The organism is Bradyrhizobium sp. P5_C11_2 (assembly GCF_054049755.1).
On record NZ_JBFULT010000148.1, the window covers coordinates 1 to 13,728 of the forward strand.

Annotated in this window: 14 protein-coding genes; 8 read left to right on the forward strand and 6 right to left on the reverse strand. The window is 64.9% G+C overall.

The genetic code is table 11. The features are described from left to right. Positions 1-337 precede the first annotated feature (337 nt). On the forward strand, positions 338-631 hold the full coding sequence (locus ACXJL8_RS16290; RefSeq protein ID WP_456619399.1) for a hypothetical protein: 294 nt from the start codon (positions 338-340) through the stop codon (positions 629-631). Positions 632-646: 15 nt separating this feature from the next. On the opposite strand, the gene ACXJL8_RS16295 is transcribed toward ACXJL8_RS16290, so the two are convergent. Then, positions 647-1,336 carry an aspartate/glutamate racemase family protein gene (locus ACXJL8_RS16295; RefSeq protein WP_456619468.1) on the reverse strand — a complete coding sequence of 230 codons (690 nt, stop codon included), beginning with the start codon at positions 1,334-1,336 and terminating at the stop codon, positions 647-649. Positions 1,337-1,438: 102 nt separating this feature from the next. Beyond that, positions 1,439-1,708: a hypothetical protein gene (locus ACXJL8_RS16300; protein WP_456685234.1), complete on the reverse strand. Its 270-nt coding sequence runs from the start codon at positions 1,706-1,708 to the stop codon at positions 1,439-1,441. Between the two features lie 75 nt (positions 1,709-1,783). On the opposite strand from ACXJL8_RS16300, the gene ACXJL8_RS16305 reads away from it, so the two are divergent. Further along, positions 1,784-2,533 carry a cupin domain-containing protein gene (locus ACXJL8_RS16305; RefSeq protein ID WP_456619397.1) on the forward strand — a complete coding sequence of 250 codons (750 nt, stop codon included), beginning with the start codon at positions 1,784-1,786 and terminating at the stop codon, positions 2,531-2,533. Positions 2,534-2,566: 33 nt separating this feature from the next. Here ACXJL8_RS16305 and ACXJL8_RS16310 read toward each other — a convergent pair whose 3' ends face one another. Further along, positions 2,567-3,820, reverse strand: coding sequence for a serine hydrolase domain-containing protein (locus tag ACXJL8_RS16310; protein WP_456619396.1), 1,254 nt, complete (start codon positions 3,818-3,820; stop codon positions 2,567-2,569). A gap of 361 nt (positions 3,821-4,181) precedes the next feature. Here ACXJL8_RS16310 and ACXJL8_RS16315 point away from each other — a divergent pair, with 361 nt between their 5' ends. Next, entirely contained in the window at positions 4,182-4,451 is a 270-nt protein-coding gene (locus ACXJL8_RS16315; protein ID WP_456619395.1) for a hypothetical protein, read from the forward strand. A gap of 72 nt (positions 4,452-4,523) precedes the next feature. Here the strand turns inward: ACXJL8_RS16315 and ACXJL8_RS16320 are convergent, their stop codons facing one another. Continuing rightward, positions 4,524-6,164, reverse strand: coding sequence for an amidase family protein (locus tag ACXJL8_RS16320; RefSeq protein ID WP_456619394.1), 1,641 nt, complete (start codon positions 6,162-6,164; stop codon positions 4,524-4,526). 133 nt (positions 6,165-6,297) lie between these two features. Here ACXJL8_RS16320 and ACXJL8_RS16325 point away from each other — a divergent pair, with 133 nt between their 5' ends. From ACXJL8_RS16325 to ACXJL8_RS16340, 4 genes are all read left to right on the forward strand, one after another. Next, positions 6,298-6,762 (forward strand): N-acetyltransferase family protein, encoded by a 465-nt coding sequence (locus ACXJL8_RS16325; protein ID WP_456619393.1) that lies wholly within the window; start codon positions 6,298-6,300, stop codon positions 6,760-6,762. A 217-nt stretch (positions 6,763-6,979) separates the two neighbouring features. After that, the gene (locus ACXJL8_RS16330; protein WP_456619467.1) at positions 6,980-8,134 is read left to right on the forward strand and encodes an acyl-CoA dehydrogenase family protein; all 1,155 of its coding nucleotides are present in this window, start codon (positions 6,980-6,982) and stop codon (positions 8,132-8,134) included. A gap of 19 nt (positions 8,135-8,153) precedes the next feature. After that, positions 8,154-8,294 (forward strand): hypothetical protein, encoded by a 141-nt coding sequence (locus tag ACXJL8_RS16335; protein WP_456619392.1) that lies wholly within the window; start codon positions 8,154-8,156, stop codon positions 8,292-8,294. A 145-nt stretch (positions 8,295-8,439) separates the two neighbouring features. Beyond that, positions 8,440-9,396, forward strand: coding sequence for an MBL fold metallo-hydrolase (locus tag ACXJL8_RS16340; protein ID WP_456619391.1), 957 nt, complete (start codon positions 8,440-8,442; stop codon positions 9,394-9,396). Positions 9,397-9,480: 84 nt separating this feature from the next. On the opposite strand, the gene ACXJL8_RS16345 is transcribed toward ACXJL8_RS16340, so the two are convergent. After that, positions 9,481-11,646, reverse strand: coding sequence for a putative bifunctional diguanylate cyclase/phosphodiesterase (locus ACXJL8_RS16345; protein WP_456685235.1), 2,166 nt, complete (start codon positions 11,644-11,646; stop codon positions 9,481-9,483). Between the two features lie 400 nt (positions 11,647-12,046). Next, positions 12,047-12,490, reverse strand: a complete 444-nt coding sequence (locus ACXJL8_RS16350) for a L,D-transpeptidase (protein ID WP_456619390.1) — start codon at positions 12,488-12,490, stop codon at positions 12,047-12,049. A gap of 139 nt (positions 12,491-12,629) precedes the next feature. Here ACXJL8_RS16350 and mepA point away from each other — a divergent pair, with 139 nt between their 5' ends. After that, positions 12,630-13,574, forward strand: coding sequence for a penicillin-insensitive murein endopeptidase (gene mepA, locus ACXJL8_RS16355; RefSeq protein WP_456619389.1), 945 nt, complete (start codon positions 12,630-12,632; stop codon positions 13,572-13,574). The last annotated feature ends 154 nt before the right edge of the window (positions 13,575-13,728 follow it).

Genomic DNA, 13,728 nt, shown 5'->3' on the forward strand with positions numbered 1-13,728 from the left:
GCTCTGGACCCATTACAGACCTTCATCGAGGCTTGGTCTATTGGTAAATGTCGGGGAGGCACGCCTATCCATCGGGGGCCTAATTCAAGGTCCTCTCCTTGATTTAGATCAAACGTCGCCTCGGATCATCCGTCCCCGTCAGGGGACGAAATCCCCCGACGAGAAACCGAACCCGGATAGAGACCCAGCCCGCAGGATGGGTTGAGCTCTTGCGAAACCGATCGCCGCGACGGGCAGACGCAGCATGCGGTAACCTTTGTTGGTTCGATCCGATTGTAACTATGAGATTGATGGGTTTCGCTACGCTCTACCCATCCTACGAACTGGAATTGCGATGATGTCCCATCAAACCAAGCCCGTGACGTTTGTGCTCATAGCCAAAATACCTGAAGAAGGCGTCGCGGACTTTCGCGCCTACGAGGACACTGTCCAGCCGCTGTTGGCCGAGTTCAACGGATGTCTGGAACGTCGGCTTCGCAATCCGGATGGCACCATGGAAGTGCACATCGTCAGCTTCGCATCCGATGCGGACTTTCAAAATTATCGGAATGATCCTCGGCGGACGGCGCAAGCCAGGCTGTTGGAAAGATCATCTGCGAAGCTGGAATTGCTTCCGATGGCGAACGTCTGATCTGCGCGATCACAATCAACCGATCGCGAAATCGGCCGCCGTCTCGGCATGGATTGCGGTCGTGTCGAATGTCTCGACCGAGGTGTCGTCCGGGCCGACCAGCATCGTGATCTCGGTGCAGCCGAGGATGATGCACTCCGCGCCAGCGGCGACGAGCGATGCCATCACGTCCTGATAGCGGCGGCGCGAGGAAGTGGTGACGTTTCCAAGGCACAGCTCCTCGTAGATGATGCGGTTCACGTCAGCCCGCGCCTCAGTGGGAGGAACCAGCACATCAAGATCATGCGCGCGCAGTCGGTCGATGTAGAAGTCTTCCTCCATCGTGAACCTGGTGCCGAGAAGCCCTACCCGCCGGTATCCTTTCGACCGAATGCGCTCTGCCGTTGCGTCGCCGATGTGAATGAAGGGAATGGTCACATGCGACATGATATCAGGCGCCAGTTTGTGCATCGTGTTCGTGCACAATACGATCGCGCGCGCGCCGGCGCTTTCAAGACGCCGCGCGACCTCCGCGAGGCTGGCGGCCGCCTCCTCCCAGCGGCCCGCGTACTGCATCTCCTTGATCTCCTGAAAATCGTAGGAATACATCAGCAGCGGGGCCGAATGCAGCTTGCCCACGCGATCCCGCACGCGCTCATTGATGAGCTTGTAGTAAAGCGCAGTGCTCTCCCAGCTCATGCCCCCGATCAGACCAATGGTTTGCATCCCGGCGTCTCCGACAAATGGCTCAACTGGATCGTAGGCGAAGACGTCGAGGCTCGCCATCATCCTCGACCAAAGCCGAATAGCGCTTTGCAATCTACGCGCCTAGATTGAACGATGGAAGGGCGGGTTGTCGGCGGGCAAACGGGGATGCCGCATGATATCAAATGCCGTTGCTCTGGCGGCCTTCATCATCCTGCTTTTGCCGATGKTTTTTTCCTGCTGTCTGCGCCCGCGCTTCTGCTGGTGAAGCTTGCTGTCCGCGACAGTCGCCAACTGCTGCGCGGTGTATGCAACGCCCGATTTTTGACGATGGGCATTGCTGCCGATGCACTGACTGCATCGGATTTCTTGGCGAGGCGGCATGTTCGCCAACGTCGCGGTCGTTGCGGGCCGAGTGCGACCGGAGCGGTGTGCGGATGCGACGACGCGTAACCACGGAGAACGCAGATGAGCAGCTTGCTTTGGCGCTTGTGGCAACGGCACAAGACCAGATCCCTGGATCAGGCGGAGCCTTCTTTGCACAAGGCGGAGCCTTTGTCCGAACAGTTTGAAGGCAGCCGGCGACACCTGCTGCAGGCGCTCTCCGTCCTGGCCACCGGCAGTGCGTTGGTGTCACACCCCGCCGAGGCAAAAGATTCGAGTGATTTGCCGCCTCCAAAGCGTGTGCTGACCGGCCGCGACGAAGCCGGCAAGTCGGTGTTCAAGTCTTTTGACGTGACCCCGAAGCTGGTGGAGATCGATGCCAATCCGGGACTGACCTTCTACGAACTGTATATGACCGAGGGAGTGCCGGCTCTCACTGGCCTGGAGCCGGATCCGATGTCGAGCGGAACGAAGGCCTTTCCAGGTCCCGGGGGCACCCTATTTCGGCTCATTTCGTATCCGCCGAAGCGTCCCGAAGGCTGGAAGCCGCCGCCTGGAGTCACTTTCGAGAGTGGGCTCAAAGAAATGTCGGACAAGATCCCGGGCATGGGAGACCATTTCGAGCGCGGCGCTCCAGGGATGCACACATCGGACACCATCGATTACGGAGTCGTGGTTCGTGGCGAGATGACACTGGAGCTGGACGACGGGCAGAAGGTGCATTTGCGTCAAGGTGATTGCATCGTCCAAAACGGAACRCGCCATCGCTGGCGCAACCCATTGCCGGAACCCTGTCTCATGGCATTCATCTCGGTCGGCGGAAAGCGCACCTGACCCTTGACCCGGGATCCGGCGCAAGCCGGATCATCATTTGCCGAGCTGTTGAAGCACGGCGGACCACAACGCAAGCGGCTCACGGAGGGCTCCCGGCTCGGACGGCTTTTGGCGAACGGCAGTGTGCACCATGACGAGTTTCGAGGCTGGATCGACCAGGATGACCTGACCGCGTATGCCGAGCAGGGCAAATGTGCGCTGCTCGCCCGGGAGGATCCACACCTGATAGCCGTAGCCGAAATAGGATGTGGCCACTCGCGGAGCGAGATGACCATCGCTTGGTCTGACGGTCGTGGCATCCAACAGCCACTGCCGGGGGATCAACTGACGACCTTCCCAAGCGCCGTCATGTGCGAGCAGCCGGGCCAGGCGCGCATAGTCGCGCAAGGTTGCGTTGAAGCAGCAAAAAGCAATCTCTTGCCCGCTACCGTCTATCGCCCATGAGGCATCCGCTTCGGTGCCGATGGCATCCCAGATCCGGTCGTGGAGATAGTCGGCGACCGGGGCGCCCGTGGCGGCGCGCAGGACCAGGCCCAGTATCTCGGTTTCCACGCTTGCATAGTGCCATTTGGTCCCCGGCGGTGCGGTTCTGGTATTGAATTGCGCGACGATTGCGGCGGGATCTTTTGTCTCTCCAACGAACAGGGCTCGCCCAAGCCGGGCTATGTCATCGTGCCCATCATAGTTTTCCGAGAATTCGACGCCCGAAGACATATTCAACAAGGCCCGGATGGATGTGTTTCCATATTCCGTTCCTGCAAGGCCGGCGACGTAGGTTGAGACGAGGTCGTCGATCGACTTGATCCGTCCTTCCGAGACCGCGATCCCGACCAGCATGCCCACCAGCGTCTTGGCCATGGACTGCGACAGAAAGCGGTCGCGGTCGGTCCGCGAATATTGATAGTGCTCGTACAGGATGGTGTCGTCCCTGGCGATCAGGAGTCCTGTCACCGGGTTGCGCTTGAGATAATCCGCGATGCTCAGCCGTTCCGTGCCGAAACTGTAGGCGATCGATGGCTCTGGCGCGCGTTTGAATTGCCAGGGCGTCGTCGCGCGAGCGATCGCGCGCGACGGGTAGATCTCGCCGAAATGGCTGTAGACCCCGACCAGCTTGTCAAGCTCGGTGGCGGTCCCCCGCGTGCCGACTGGATAGCCCTCGGCCGCGCCGTAGATCTCGGCATCGGGGCCGCTATCCGAAAAAAACGGCCCCGGCTCGCCGGGAGAGCTTCGGACGTCCTGCGCGCATGCCAAGGGCGCCCAGAGCACGGAGACGACAATGACAGGCAAGAAAAGCCTGCGGCAACCGCGCGGCCTGCAGAGCGCTCCCCAATTCATTGGACTTGCCTCCTCACACGTTCTTGCGTGTGCGTTTACGAGAACAACCTCGCAGGCCGGTGACGAGAGGCATGCTATCATTACGGGCAGATGGTGTCAGCATGTGGCCCCATGGCCGACGTCGGCCGAAATGCGGCGCCCCACTTCTGCTTTGATCGCTTCCGGCTCGGATCGTCGGCGCGCGCGCACATGACCCGCCCTACCATTGAACCAGGACGAAATCCAACCGCACCAAACCGGGTAGTGCCAATGCAATGACGGCCCCCGCCGATTGACGAGCCGTCGAATCCATATGCGATGAACGGGTGCGTGCATGCGGTTTTTCCTGTGTGAGGTCGTCGCTCGCGTCGTCGCGATCTATTTGTGCGTCGATTGCGGCCGCATGCTGCGGGATGGCTATGCCGAGCGGAAGATCAGGGCCTTCAGTCCCGATCTCGTGGACTGGCTGCTGGACTGGTCGAGGCAGGTTTTCCAGAGGGACACCGCGCCGGTCCAGTACTGGATGGAAATGGGCCATCAGGCCGTGTGCCTGGTGGCGTGCCTCGCCGTTGCGATATTCGGCTGGTGGCTGCCGAACGGCTGAGGATCAGGCGATGGCCGTCCGGCCCGACCCGTGAGGCGTGCGAGCATTGCTCGCCAAGGCGAAGCATGGAATCTAAAGTGAGACCAAGCCGGGCGGCGGCTTGCGCATCTCTGACGCCTGCTCATACGCGTAGGCCAGGCGCAACAGCTTGTGCTCGCTCCAGGCGCGGCCCGCGAAGGCGACGCCGAGCGGATAGTCGGGCGTGTCCTTGTCGTCGACCCCCGAAATAAGACCGGCAGGCACCATGACGCTGGGATAGCCCGCCTTGGCGGCGATTGCGGAGCCTGCGGCGCCGGGAAACAGCACGGCGTCAAGCTTGTGCTGGTTCATGTAGGCGTCCATGCCGCGCGTCTTGGCGGCAAGCAGGTCCATGGCACGCGCCGATCTGTACTCGCGCTCACTTAGATCGCCCCTGGTGCTGTCGGCGGCGAGGAACAGGTCCTGGCCGAAACGCAGCGCCTTCTCCGCGTGCGCCTCGTTGAAGGCGACGATGTCGGCGATGGTCTTGATGTCGGTATTGGTCGCCCAATCCTTCAGATAGAGGTTGAGATCGTGCTTCAGCTCGTAGAGGAAGACGACCCACTGCATCATCGGATTGCCCTTGTTGCGGCTCAGCGGATTGCGGTTGAGCACAGCCATGGTCGTGCCCGGTCCGGCAATCCAGCCCGCCGTCGGCATGCCGGCACGCACGATGACGGCGCCGAGATCCTCCAGCACCTTGATCGCCTCGCTCATCACCTTGGCCGATGTCGGTGGCAGCTTGCCGTAATAGGGATCGTTCAGCGGATCGGCGGGGGCGCTCGGCACGCCGATGCGCGCGCCCTTCAGCGCATCGCGCGTGAGGTCCGTGGTGTAATCGGCCGGCCGCTGCTGCCGCTCCGTCGCCGGATCGCGCGGGTCCTTGGCGGCCAGCACGTTGAGGAGCAGTGCCGTGTCACGCACGTTGCGCGTCATCGGCCCTGCGGTGTCCTGGCTATGCGCGATCGGCACGATGCCGGCCCGGCTGATCAGCCCGACGGTCGGCTTGACGGTGACGAGGCCGTTCTGGCTGGCGGGGTGCAGCAGCGAGCCCGAGGTCTCGGTGCCGATCGAGGCCGCGCACAGACCTGTCGCCACCGCGACCGCGGAGCCCGAGCTCGATCCGCCTGGCTGCACGACCGGGATGCCTTGATCGTCCATCAGCGTCGGCGCGTAGGGGTTCCTCACCTGACCGCCCAGCGACGAATAGCCCGAGGGCATGCCAATCGCGAGGATGTTGGCGAACTCCGTCAGGTTTGCCTTGCCCAGGATCACCGCGCCGGCGTCGCGCAGCAGCTTGACGACGGTGGCGTCTCTCTTGGCACGCGCGCCCTCCAGCGCCAGCGAGCCCACCGTCGTTGGCTGCTTGTCAGAGGTCGCGATGTTGTCCTTGACCAGGATCGGGACGCCGGCGAGCGGCCGCATGGCCGACGGCCTCGTGCCATCGAGCCTGCCCGCGATTGCGAGCGCGTCGGGATTGAGCGCACGGACGGCGTTGAGCATGGGACCGTTGCGGTCGTAGGCCTCGATGCGTGCGAGATAGACTTTGGTCAGCGCCGTGGCGGTGACCTGCCCATCGGCCAGGGCATCGATGATGTCGCTCATCGGCGCGTGCTCGAGCTTCAGCATGGCCGGCGCATTGGCGCCGGTGGCAGCCGCGGCGAGGCGAGCATTGCGGCGGGTCGGCTTCGTCATGGCGTGCCTTTTGGCTTGCTCGGTTATGCTACAAACGGTAGCATTAAGTTTGACCACGCGACAAGCTGATTGCCAAGCCAAAGGCGCAGGCTTCGACGTCCAGTGATTTCCGACGGCGTCGGTGGAGTGATCGATGGAATGCACGATCCGGCCCGCACGCGAAGACGACGCCGATGACATCAGCGCGGTCATTCTGCGTGCGCTGCGCGAAACGAATGCGAAGGACTATACGGACGAGATCATCGAACGGGTCGAGCGCAGCTTCAGTCCAGGCGGCGTACGGGATCTGATCGGGAAGCGCACCGTTTTTGTCGCCGCGGTCGGCGGCCGCCTCGTTGGAACGGCAAGCCTTGACGGAAGCGTGGTCCGTACGGTCTTCGTCGCTCCCGATGTTCAGGCGCGCGGCGTCGGCAAGCTGCTGATGGCCGAGATCGAGCGCATAGCGCGCGAGCGCAACATCGCTTCGTTGACCGTCCCTTCTTCAGTCACCGCGGAAGCTTTCTATGCGCGGCTTGGGTTCAATGCCGTGCGCGACAGTTACCATGGCGACGAACGCACGATCATCATGGAGCGATTGCTTACCGACTCCATCAGATAGTGCGTAGCCCGGATGAAGCGAAGCGCAATCCGGGTTCGTTGCCGTGGGTTCCAAAGGCCCCCGGATTTCGCTTCGCTCCATCCGGGCTACGAGAGATCGCGAGATTTCGGATCGTGGCCTGCGGGCCAAGCATTGGGACATGATCTTGATCCTCCCAGCCAAATCGACGACCATCGCGTCCCTGACCGCTCACAACAAGAACGGCGAGGAAACGCGCATGAACGCAACTCCCGGGTTTGGCCTCGTCGAGCGGGCACGCGCCCTCGCGCCGCTGATTGCGAATGAGGCGGACGAGATCGAGCGGACGCGGCGGCTGACGCCGGCCGTCGTCGGCGCGCTGATCGAGCACGGGTTCTATCGCGCGCTGCTGCCGCAAAGCCTCGGCGGCGCCGAGGCCGCACCCGATGCCTTCATGCAGATGCTGGAGGAGGTCGCGAAGGCGGATGCCTCGACCGCCTGGTGTCTCGGCCAGTGCAGCGTCTGCGCGATGATCGCGGCTTCGCTCGATCACGACACCGCGGATGAGATCTTCAACGCCGCCCCCGGCATCCTCGCCTGGGGCGCGGTCGCGCATGAGGCGCGCGCGGTCGCGGGCGGCTATCGGGTCACGGCGCGCTGGGATTTTGCCTCGGGCTCGCGGCAGGCGAGCTGGCTGGGCGCGCATGTCCGCATCGTGGGTGCCGACGGCGTGCCACGAAAAAATGCCGATGGATCGCCCGAGCTGCGCACCATCCTGTTCCCGGTCGCGAGCGCGACCTTGCACGACGTCTGGCAGGCGATCGGGCTCGCCGGCACCGGCACCGATTCCTACGAGGTCGCCGACCTCTTCATCCCCGAGCGCTTCACCGCGTTTCGCGACGTGCCGTCCGCATTGCGCGAGACGGGCCCGCTCTACAGGATCGGCACTGGCTCGACCTTCAGCCTCGGCTTCGCCGCGGTCTCGCTCGGCGTGGCGCGCGCGACGCTGGATGCGTCGATTGCGCTGGCGCGCGCAAAGCACCAGTCGCTCGCGGCCAGCGCGATGCGCGACAACCAGGCGGTGCAGGGGCTGATCGGCCGCACCGAGGGCGATCTGCGCGCCGCCCGCGCCTATCTCTATGCCACGGTGAATGCGATGTGGCGCGACCTCAGCGCGACCGGCGAATTCAGCGCGGCGCATCGCAGCGCGGTTCGGCTGGCCGCGACCTGGACCATCCACCAGTCGGCCAAAGTGGTCGACACCGCCTATCACATGGCTGGCGCCACGGCCGTGTTCCGCAGCAATCCGTTCGAACGGCGGTTTCGCGACATGCACGCCATCGCCCAGCAGATCCAGGCCCGCGACACGCATTACGAGGATGTCGGCAGGATGATCCTTTCAGGGGACCGCTGACGTCGACGGGTCGCGACGGATGATCCGCCGCAACGGCGCATCGTGCCAAGACGCGTTTCAAGAAGCGCTTCTGGAGCGCTTCGGCCGGCGCATGCGTTCGCAGCAATCGCTCTATACCGACGGCAATCGCGCTGGGGCGGCCGCAGGTGAGGTTTTGTAGACCGTCATCGTGACCGAGCATTGAGCCTGTCACCGGTCTCCGGGCACCTCGTCAGCATGGACCGCGCTTCCGGCGCGGGACGTGCGGCCCGCCCGGGATCGAGCGCCAACACCGAACGCCAGATCGAACGCAGGAGTCTTCACAGATGAATCAGATGGTTCGCAACACCCAGCCGGACACGAATATGAGCCCGGACAACACCTCGGACCGCGGCAGAGCGGGGCTCGACGAACTGGTTCCGTCGCGCTACGCGCTGCGGATCGGCGAGATTGACGTGATGGTGGTCAGCGATGGGGTGCTGGCGCTGCCGGGCGCGATGCTGGCCCACAACGCCGACCCGGCCGTCCGCGCGGCCTGGCTGAAGGACAGGTTCCTGCCGCCGGACGCGTTCGATTGGGCGCTGAACGTGGTCGTGGTGCGCAGCGGCGGTCAGACCATCCTCATCGACGCCGGGCTGGGGGCCGACCCCGACCTGCACCTGCCGCGGGCCGGTCAGTTGAACAAGCGACTGGAGGCCGCCGGCATCGACCTTGGGTCCGTGACCGACGTGGTGCTGACCCACATGCACATGGACCATGTCGGCGGGCTGCTGGTCGACGGGGTGAAGGACCGGCTGCGTCCGGACCTGCGGATCCACGTCGCAGCCGCCGAGGTCAAGTTCTGGGAGGCGCCCGATTTCTCCCACGTCTCCATGCCGCCGGGATTCCCGGACGCGCTTCGGGCCGCCGCGAAGAAGTTCGCGACAGTGTATCGCAACCAGCTGCGCACCTTCGAGGAGGAGCACGAGGTGGCGCCGGGGGTGGTGGTCACGCGCACCGGCGGCCACACCCCCGGGCACAGCGTGGTCCGAGTGGCATCCGGCGGCGACCGGCTGACATTCGCCGGCGACGCCGTGTTCACGGTCGGGTTCGAGCACCCCGAGTGGTACAACGGCTTCGAGCACGACCCCGCGGAGGCGGCCCGCGTTCGCGTCCGCCTGTTGCGGGAGCTGGCGACGACCGGCGGGCTGCTGGTGGCCACGCATATGCCGTTCCCATCCATCGGCCATGTCGCGGTCGACGGCGACGCCTTTCGCTGGGTCCCGGCCTTCTGGGATTACTGACGACTTGTTGGGTTAGGCCGAGCCGGGGCGTGGACTCATACCGTTGAGTTCACGCCCTGGTTTCCGCGCTGCCGATTGCGGTCCTTACGCCACCAGCGCGGCATCCTCGTCGGCATCGATGCCGCGCTGCGCGGCCAGCAGGCTGATGATGTCGGCATTGGGCCGGGCCTTGCTGAACAGAAAGCCCTGGCCTTCGTCGCAGCCTTCGGCCCGCAGACAGCTCAGCTCGGCCTCGGTCTCGACGCCCTCGGCGGTGATGGTGACGCCGAGCCCTTTGCCGAGGCTGACGATCGAGCGGATGATCGCCTGCGCCTCGCGGTTGGCGCCGAGATCGCGCACGAAGGCCTGGTCGATCTTGATCTTGTCGAAGGGGAAGCTGCGCAGATAGCTGAGGCTGGAATAGCCGGTGCCGAAATCGTCCATCGAGATGCGCACGCCGAGCGCGCGCAGCGCATGCAGCGTCGCCAGCACCTGCGCGCTCTTCTCGAGCAGCAGCGTCTCGGTGATCTCGAGCTCSAGCCGCCGCGSCGGCAGGCCGGAATGYTTCAGCGCRTCSGTCACSACCGACAGCAGRTTGCCGCTGCGGAACTGGAGCGGCGACAGATTGACGGCGACGCGGACGTCGTCCGGCCAGGTCGCGGCATCGAAGCAGGCGCGGCGCAGCATCAAGCCGCCGAGCGGGTTGATCAGGCCGGTGTCCTCGGCGACCGGGATGAACTCGGCCGGCGAGACCATGCCGCGCTCGGCATGCGGCCAGCGCACCAGCGCCTCGAAGCCGGTGATGCGCCCGCTCGAAAGATCGACCAGCGGCTGGTAGTACGGCCGCAGCACGTCGTTCTGGATCGCATCGCGCAGCTCGACCTCGATCTTGCGGCGGCTCTGCGCCTTGGCGTCGAGCGCGGCCTCGAAGAAGGCGAAACTGCCGCGGGCATCCAGCTTGGCGCGCGACAGCGCCATGTCGGCGCTCTTGAGCAGCTTCTCGGAATCGTCGCCGTCGCCGGGCGCCATCGCAATGCCGATCGAGGCGCCGATCACCACGGAATGGCCGTCGAGCAGATAGGGATCGGCGATGGCCTCCAGCAGGCGTTTTGCGAGCAGCACCGCGTCTTCGGGTCGCGCCAGGCCGCTCTGGACGATGGCGAACTCGTCCGAATTGAGCCGGGCCAGCGCGTCCTCCTCGCGCAAGGTCGAGCGCAGCCGCTTGGCGACGCCGCGCAACAGCTTGTCGCCGACCGCGTGTCCCAGCGTGTCGTTGACCGCCTTGAAATTGTCCAGCCCCAGCATCAGCAGCGCGACCTTGTCGGTGCTGCGCCGCGTATGCAGCAGCATCTCGTCGACCTGCTGGCGCAGCAAATTGCGGTTCGGCAGGCCGGTCAGCCCGTCATGCTGGGCCATGAAGGCGAGCCGCGCCTCGGCGCGCTTGCGCTCGGTGATGTCCATCAGCGCGAGCAGCACCGCGGGCCGCTCGGCATAGGTCAGCTCGCGGGAATAGATCGCAAGGTCGATCAGCGCGCCGTCGGCCTTGACGTGCTTCCAGGTGCGCGCGGCCTGCTCCTCGCTGGAGCGATCGGTGGTCCAGGGCGGCTCGCTGTCGAAGGCCTGCAAAGAACGGATCGTCAGCCGCTCGAACTCGGCGCGGCTGTAGCCATAATGGGCAACCGCGGCATCGTTGACGCCGACAATGCGCTCGCTGTCCAGCGCGCAGACGATCATGGGCACCGGATTGCCGTCGAACAGCAGGCGGAACGAGGCCTCGCGCTGCTTCAATTCGGTGATGTCGACGCGCAGGCCGACCACGCCGCCGTCGTCGGTCAGCCGCTCGTCGATCAGGATGACGCGGCCATCCGACAATGTCTGCTCATGGCGCGCGCCGGGTTGATAAAGTTTTTGCAGCCGCTCGGCGATCCACTCGTCCTCGTGGCCGGCCGCCTCCGGATAGTCGCCGCGGGCGACGCCGATGCGCAGCGTGTCTTCGAGGCGCGCGCCCTCCTCGAACAGATCGGCGGTCTTGCTGTAGATCTCGGCGTATTTCCTGTTCCAGAGGACGTAGCGGCCTTCGGGATCGAGAAACACGATGCCCTGCGGCAGCATATCGATGGCCTGGCGCAGGCGCTCATGTGCCTTGCGCGCCTCCGCAATCGCGGCATCCGCCTCCGCGCGGCTCTGCTCGAGTTCGTCGATTGCGACCGCGGGACGGCGCGCGCGCGCGAATCTCGGCTTGCGCGGCCCATGGCCGGCCCGCGCGGTCAGGCTGCGCTTTGGTTTTCCTGGTTTTCGAGGCCCCGAACTCAACTTGATACGTCCCAGTCACGCTCTGCGGCCGCAAGCTTTGGGGCAAGTGTCTGAAAAAAAAGTAATCTTCGGCGGCTCGGCCGCCCCGCGCGCCGGCCTGCGGGCGCCGTGAAGCCGGCTTGATTGCCTGTTTGCGAGGCGCGGCAGCGGCAGCGGGCGCGCCAGACCAATTCCGCCGTCGCGATCGGAGCGCAATCTGGCGCAAAATTGCGCGCGCTCTTGAATCATTTCCGGAATCGCGCGCGATTGCATACCCACCGCGGTCATTCCTGATTCCGCGCACGAATTTTGGTCAATGCAACATAGGGTTATCGTGGCGTTAAAAAACCGCCGGCCGATATGCGATTTTTGAGATGCGCTAATTGGAGATACGGATCGTGGTGTTGCGCGCGCCCTCGCGCTGGACCAGCGCGAACAGCGCCGCCGCATGGGCGGGGTGCAGCCTGATGCAGCCATGCGAGGCCGGACCGCCGAGGCGGGAAATGTCGGTCGTGCCGTGGATGGCGAAGCCGTGATGGAAGAAGATCGCGTGCGGCATCGGCGAATTGTAGTATTTGCGCGAGAAATAGCGCCGCATCATCACCTGCGGATGGAAGGTGCCGCTTGGCGTGCCGTAGCCTCTGCGGCCCGTCGACACCGGCCAGTTGTAGCGCGGCGCGCCGTCGACGAGCACCGACATGCGCTGCGACGACTTGTCGATGTCGACCCTGAGATCGGCCCGCGCCGGCGCCGCGGCAAATCCCGCCAGCGCAAGCGCCGCCACGACGACCCGCATCGCGAGCCGTGCAAGATGCCCGTTCATGACCAAAGCCCCGCAGCTTCTCGTCCGGGACCGATGATGTCGCGGCGAGACCGCGGCTGTAAAGACGCCGTGAGGTTGTGCCCGACCGGCAAGCCTAATTCTTAACCCTGACGCGGCGTTGGGCTATAAGGATGCCAGCATGAGTCGCCGCCGCATCATCCCTCTCCTGCTTTTGGCGACACTCCTGGGTGCCGGCGGCGCGCTGGCCCAGGACAAGGGCAGCGTCACCCCGAAACCGCTGCCGCCGCTCGCCAACCCGAACGATCCCAAGATCGCCGCCAAGGAACTGTTCGCGCGCAAGCTGCTGCCGGCGAAAGGGCCGGCCCATGTCATCGGCTCCTACACCAAGGGCTGCATCGGCGGCGCCGAGCAGATGCCGCTCAACGGCGACAATTGGCAGGTGATGCGGCTGTCGCGCAATCGCAGCTACGGTCACCCCGAGATGATCGCGTTGATCAAGCGGCTCGCGGCCAAGGCGCGCAAGGACGCCGGCTGGCCGGGCATCCTGGTCGGCGACATCGCCCAGCCGCGCGGCGGCCCCGCGCTGTCCGGCCACGCCAGCCACCAGATCGGTCTCGACGCCGACATCTGGCTGACGCCGATGCCGGACCATCGGCTCTCGCGCGAGGAGCGCGAGGAGATGTCGGCGGTGATGATGGTGCGCCAGGACCGGCTCGACATCGATCCGAAGGTGTTCACGCCGGGCCATGTCCTGGTGCTGCGCGATGCGGCGCAGGAGCCGGCGGTGCAGCGCATCTTCGTCAATGCCGCGATCAAGAAGGCGCTGTGCCGCGAGGCCAAGGGCGACCGCTCCTGGCTGTCGAAGATCCGGCCGTGGTGGGGCCACGACTATCACTTCCACATCCGCATGCGCTGCCCGCCCGGTGCTGGCGAATGCGAGGGCCAGCCGTCGCAATCCGAGGACGAAGGCTGCAAGGAGGCCGATCTCGCCTACTGGTTCAGCGATGGCGTGCTGCACCCGAAGCCGCCGCCGGAGCCGCCAAAGCCGAAGCCGCCAATGACGCTGGCGCAAATGCCGGCCGCCTGCAAAGCCGTGCTGCACGCGGCGGACGCGAAGCCGTAAGCTCTCCACCGTCGTCCTGGCGAAAGCCAGGACCCATTACCCCAGGGAGTGGTTGTGGCGCGAAGTGGTAACTCCGAGTCTTCGCCAAATTGCTGCCTGTGGCTGTGGATCCCGGGCTCGCGCTGCGCGCGCCCCGGGATGACGGACTGATGAC

Coding starts and splice junctions, on each gene's coding strand:
- ACXJL8_RS16290 (WP_456619399.1), top strand. CDS start 338: ATGTCCCATCAAACCAAGCCCGTGACGTTTGTGCTCATAGCCAAAATA.
- ACXJL8_RS16295 (WP_456619468.1), bottom strand. CDS start 1,336: ATGCAAACCATTGGTCTGATCGGGGGCATGAGCTGGGAGAGCACTGCG.
- ACXJL8_RS16315 (WP_456619395.1), top strand. CDS start 4,182: ATGCGGTTTTTCCTGTGTGAGGTCGTCGCTCGCGTCGTCGCGATCTAT.
- ACXJL8_RS16320 (WP_456619394.1), bottom strand. CDS start 6,164: ATGACGAAGCCGACCCGCCGCAATGCTCGCCTCGCCGCGGCTGCCACC.
- ACXJL8_RS16325 (WP_456619393.1), top strand. CDS start 6,298: ATGGAATGCACGATCCGGCCCGCACGCGAAGACGACGCCGATGACATC.
- ACXJL8_RS16330 (WP_456619467.1), top strand. CDS start 6,980: ATGAACGCAACTCCCGGGTTTGGCCTCGTCGAGCGGGCACGCGCCCTC.
- ACXJL8_RS16335 (WP_456619392.1), top strand. CDS start 8,154: ATGATCCGCCGCAACGGCGCATCGTGCCAAGACGCGTTTCAAGAAGCG.
- ACXJL8_RS16340 (WP_456619391.1), top strand. CDS start 8,440: ATGAATCAGATGGTTCGCAACACCCAGCCGGACACGAATATGAGCCCG.
- ACXJL8_RS16350 (WP_456619390.1), bottom strand. CDS start 12,490: ATGAACGGGCATCTTGCACGGCTCGCGATGCGGGTCGTCGTGGCGGCG.
- mepA (WP_456619389.1), top strand. CDS start 12,630: ATGAGTCGCCGCCGCATCATCCCTCTCCTGCTTTTGGCGACACTCCTG.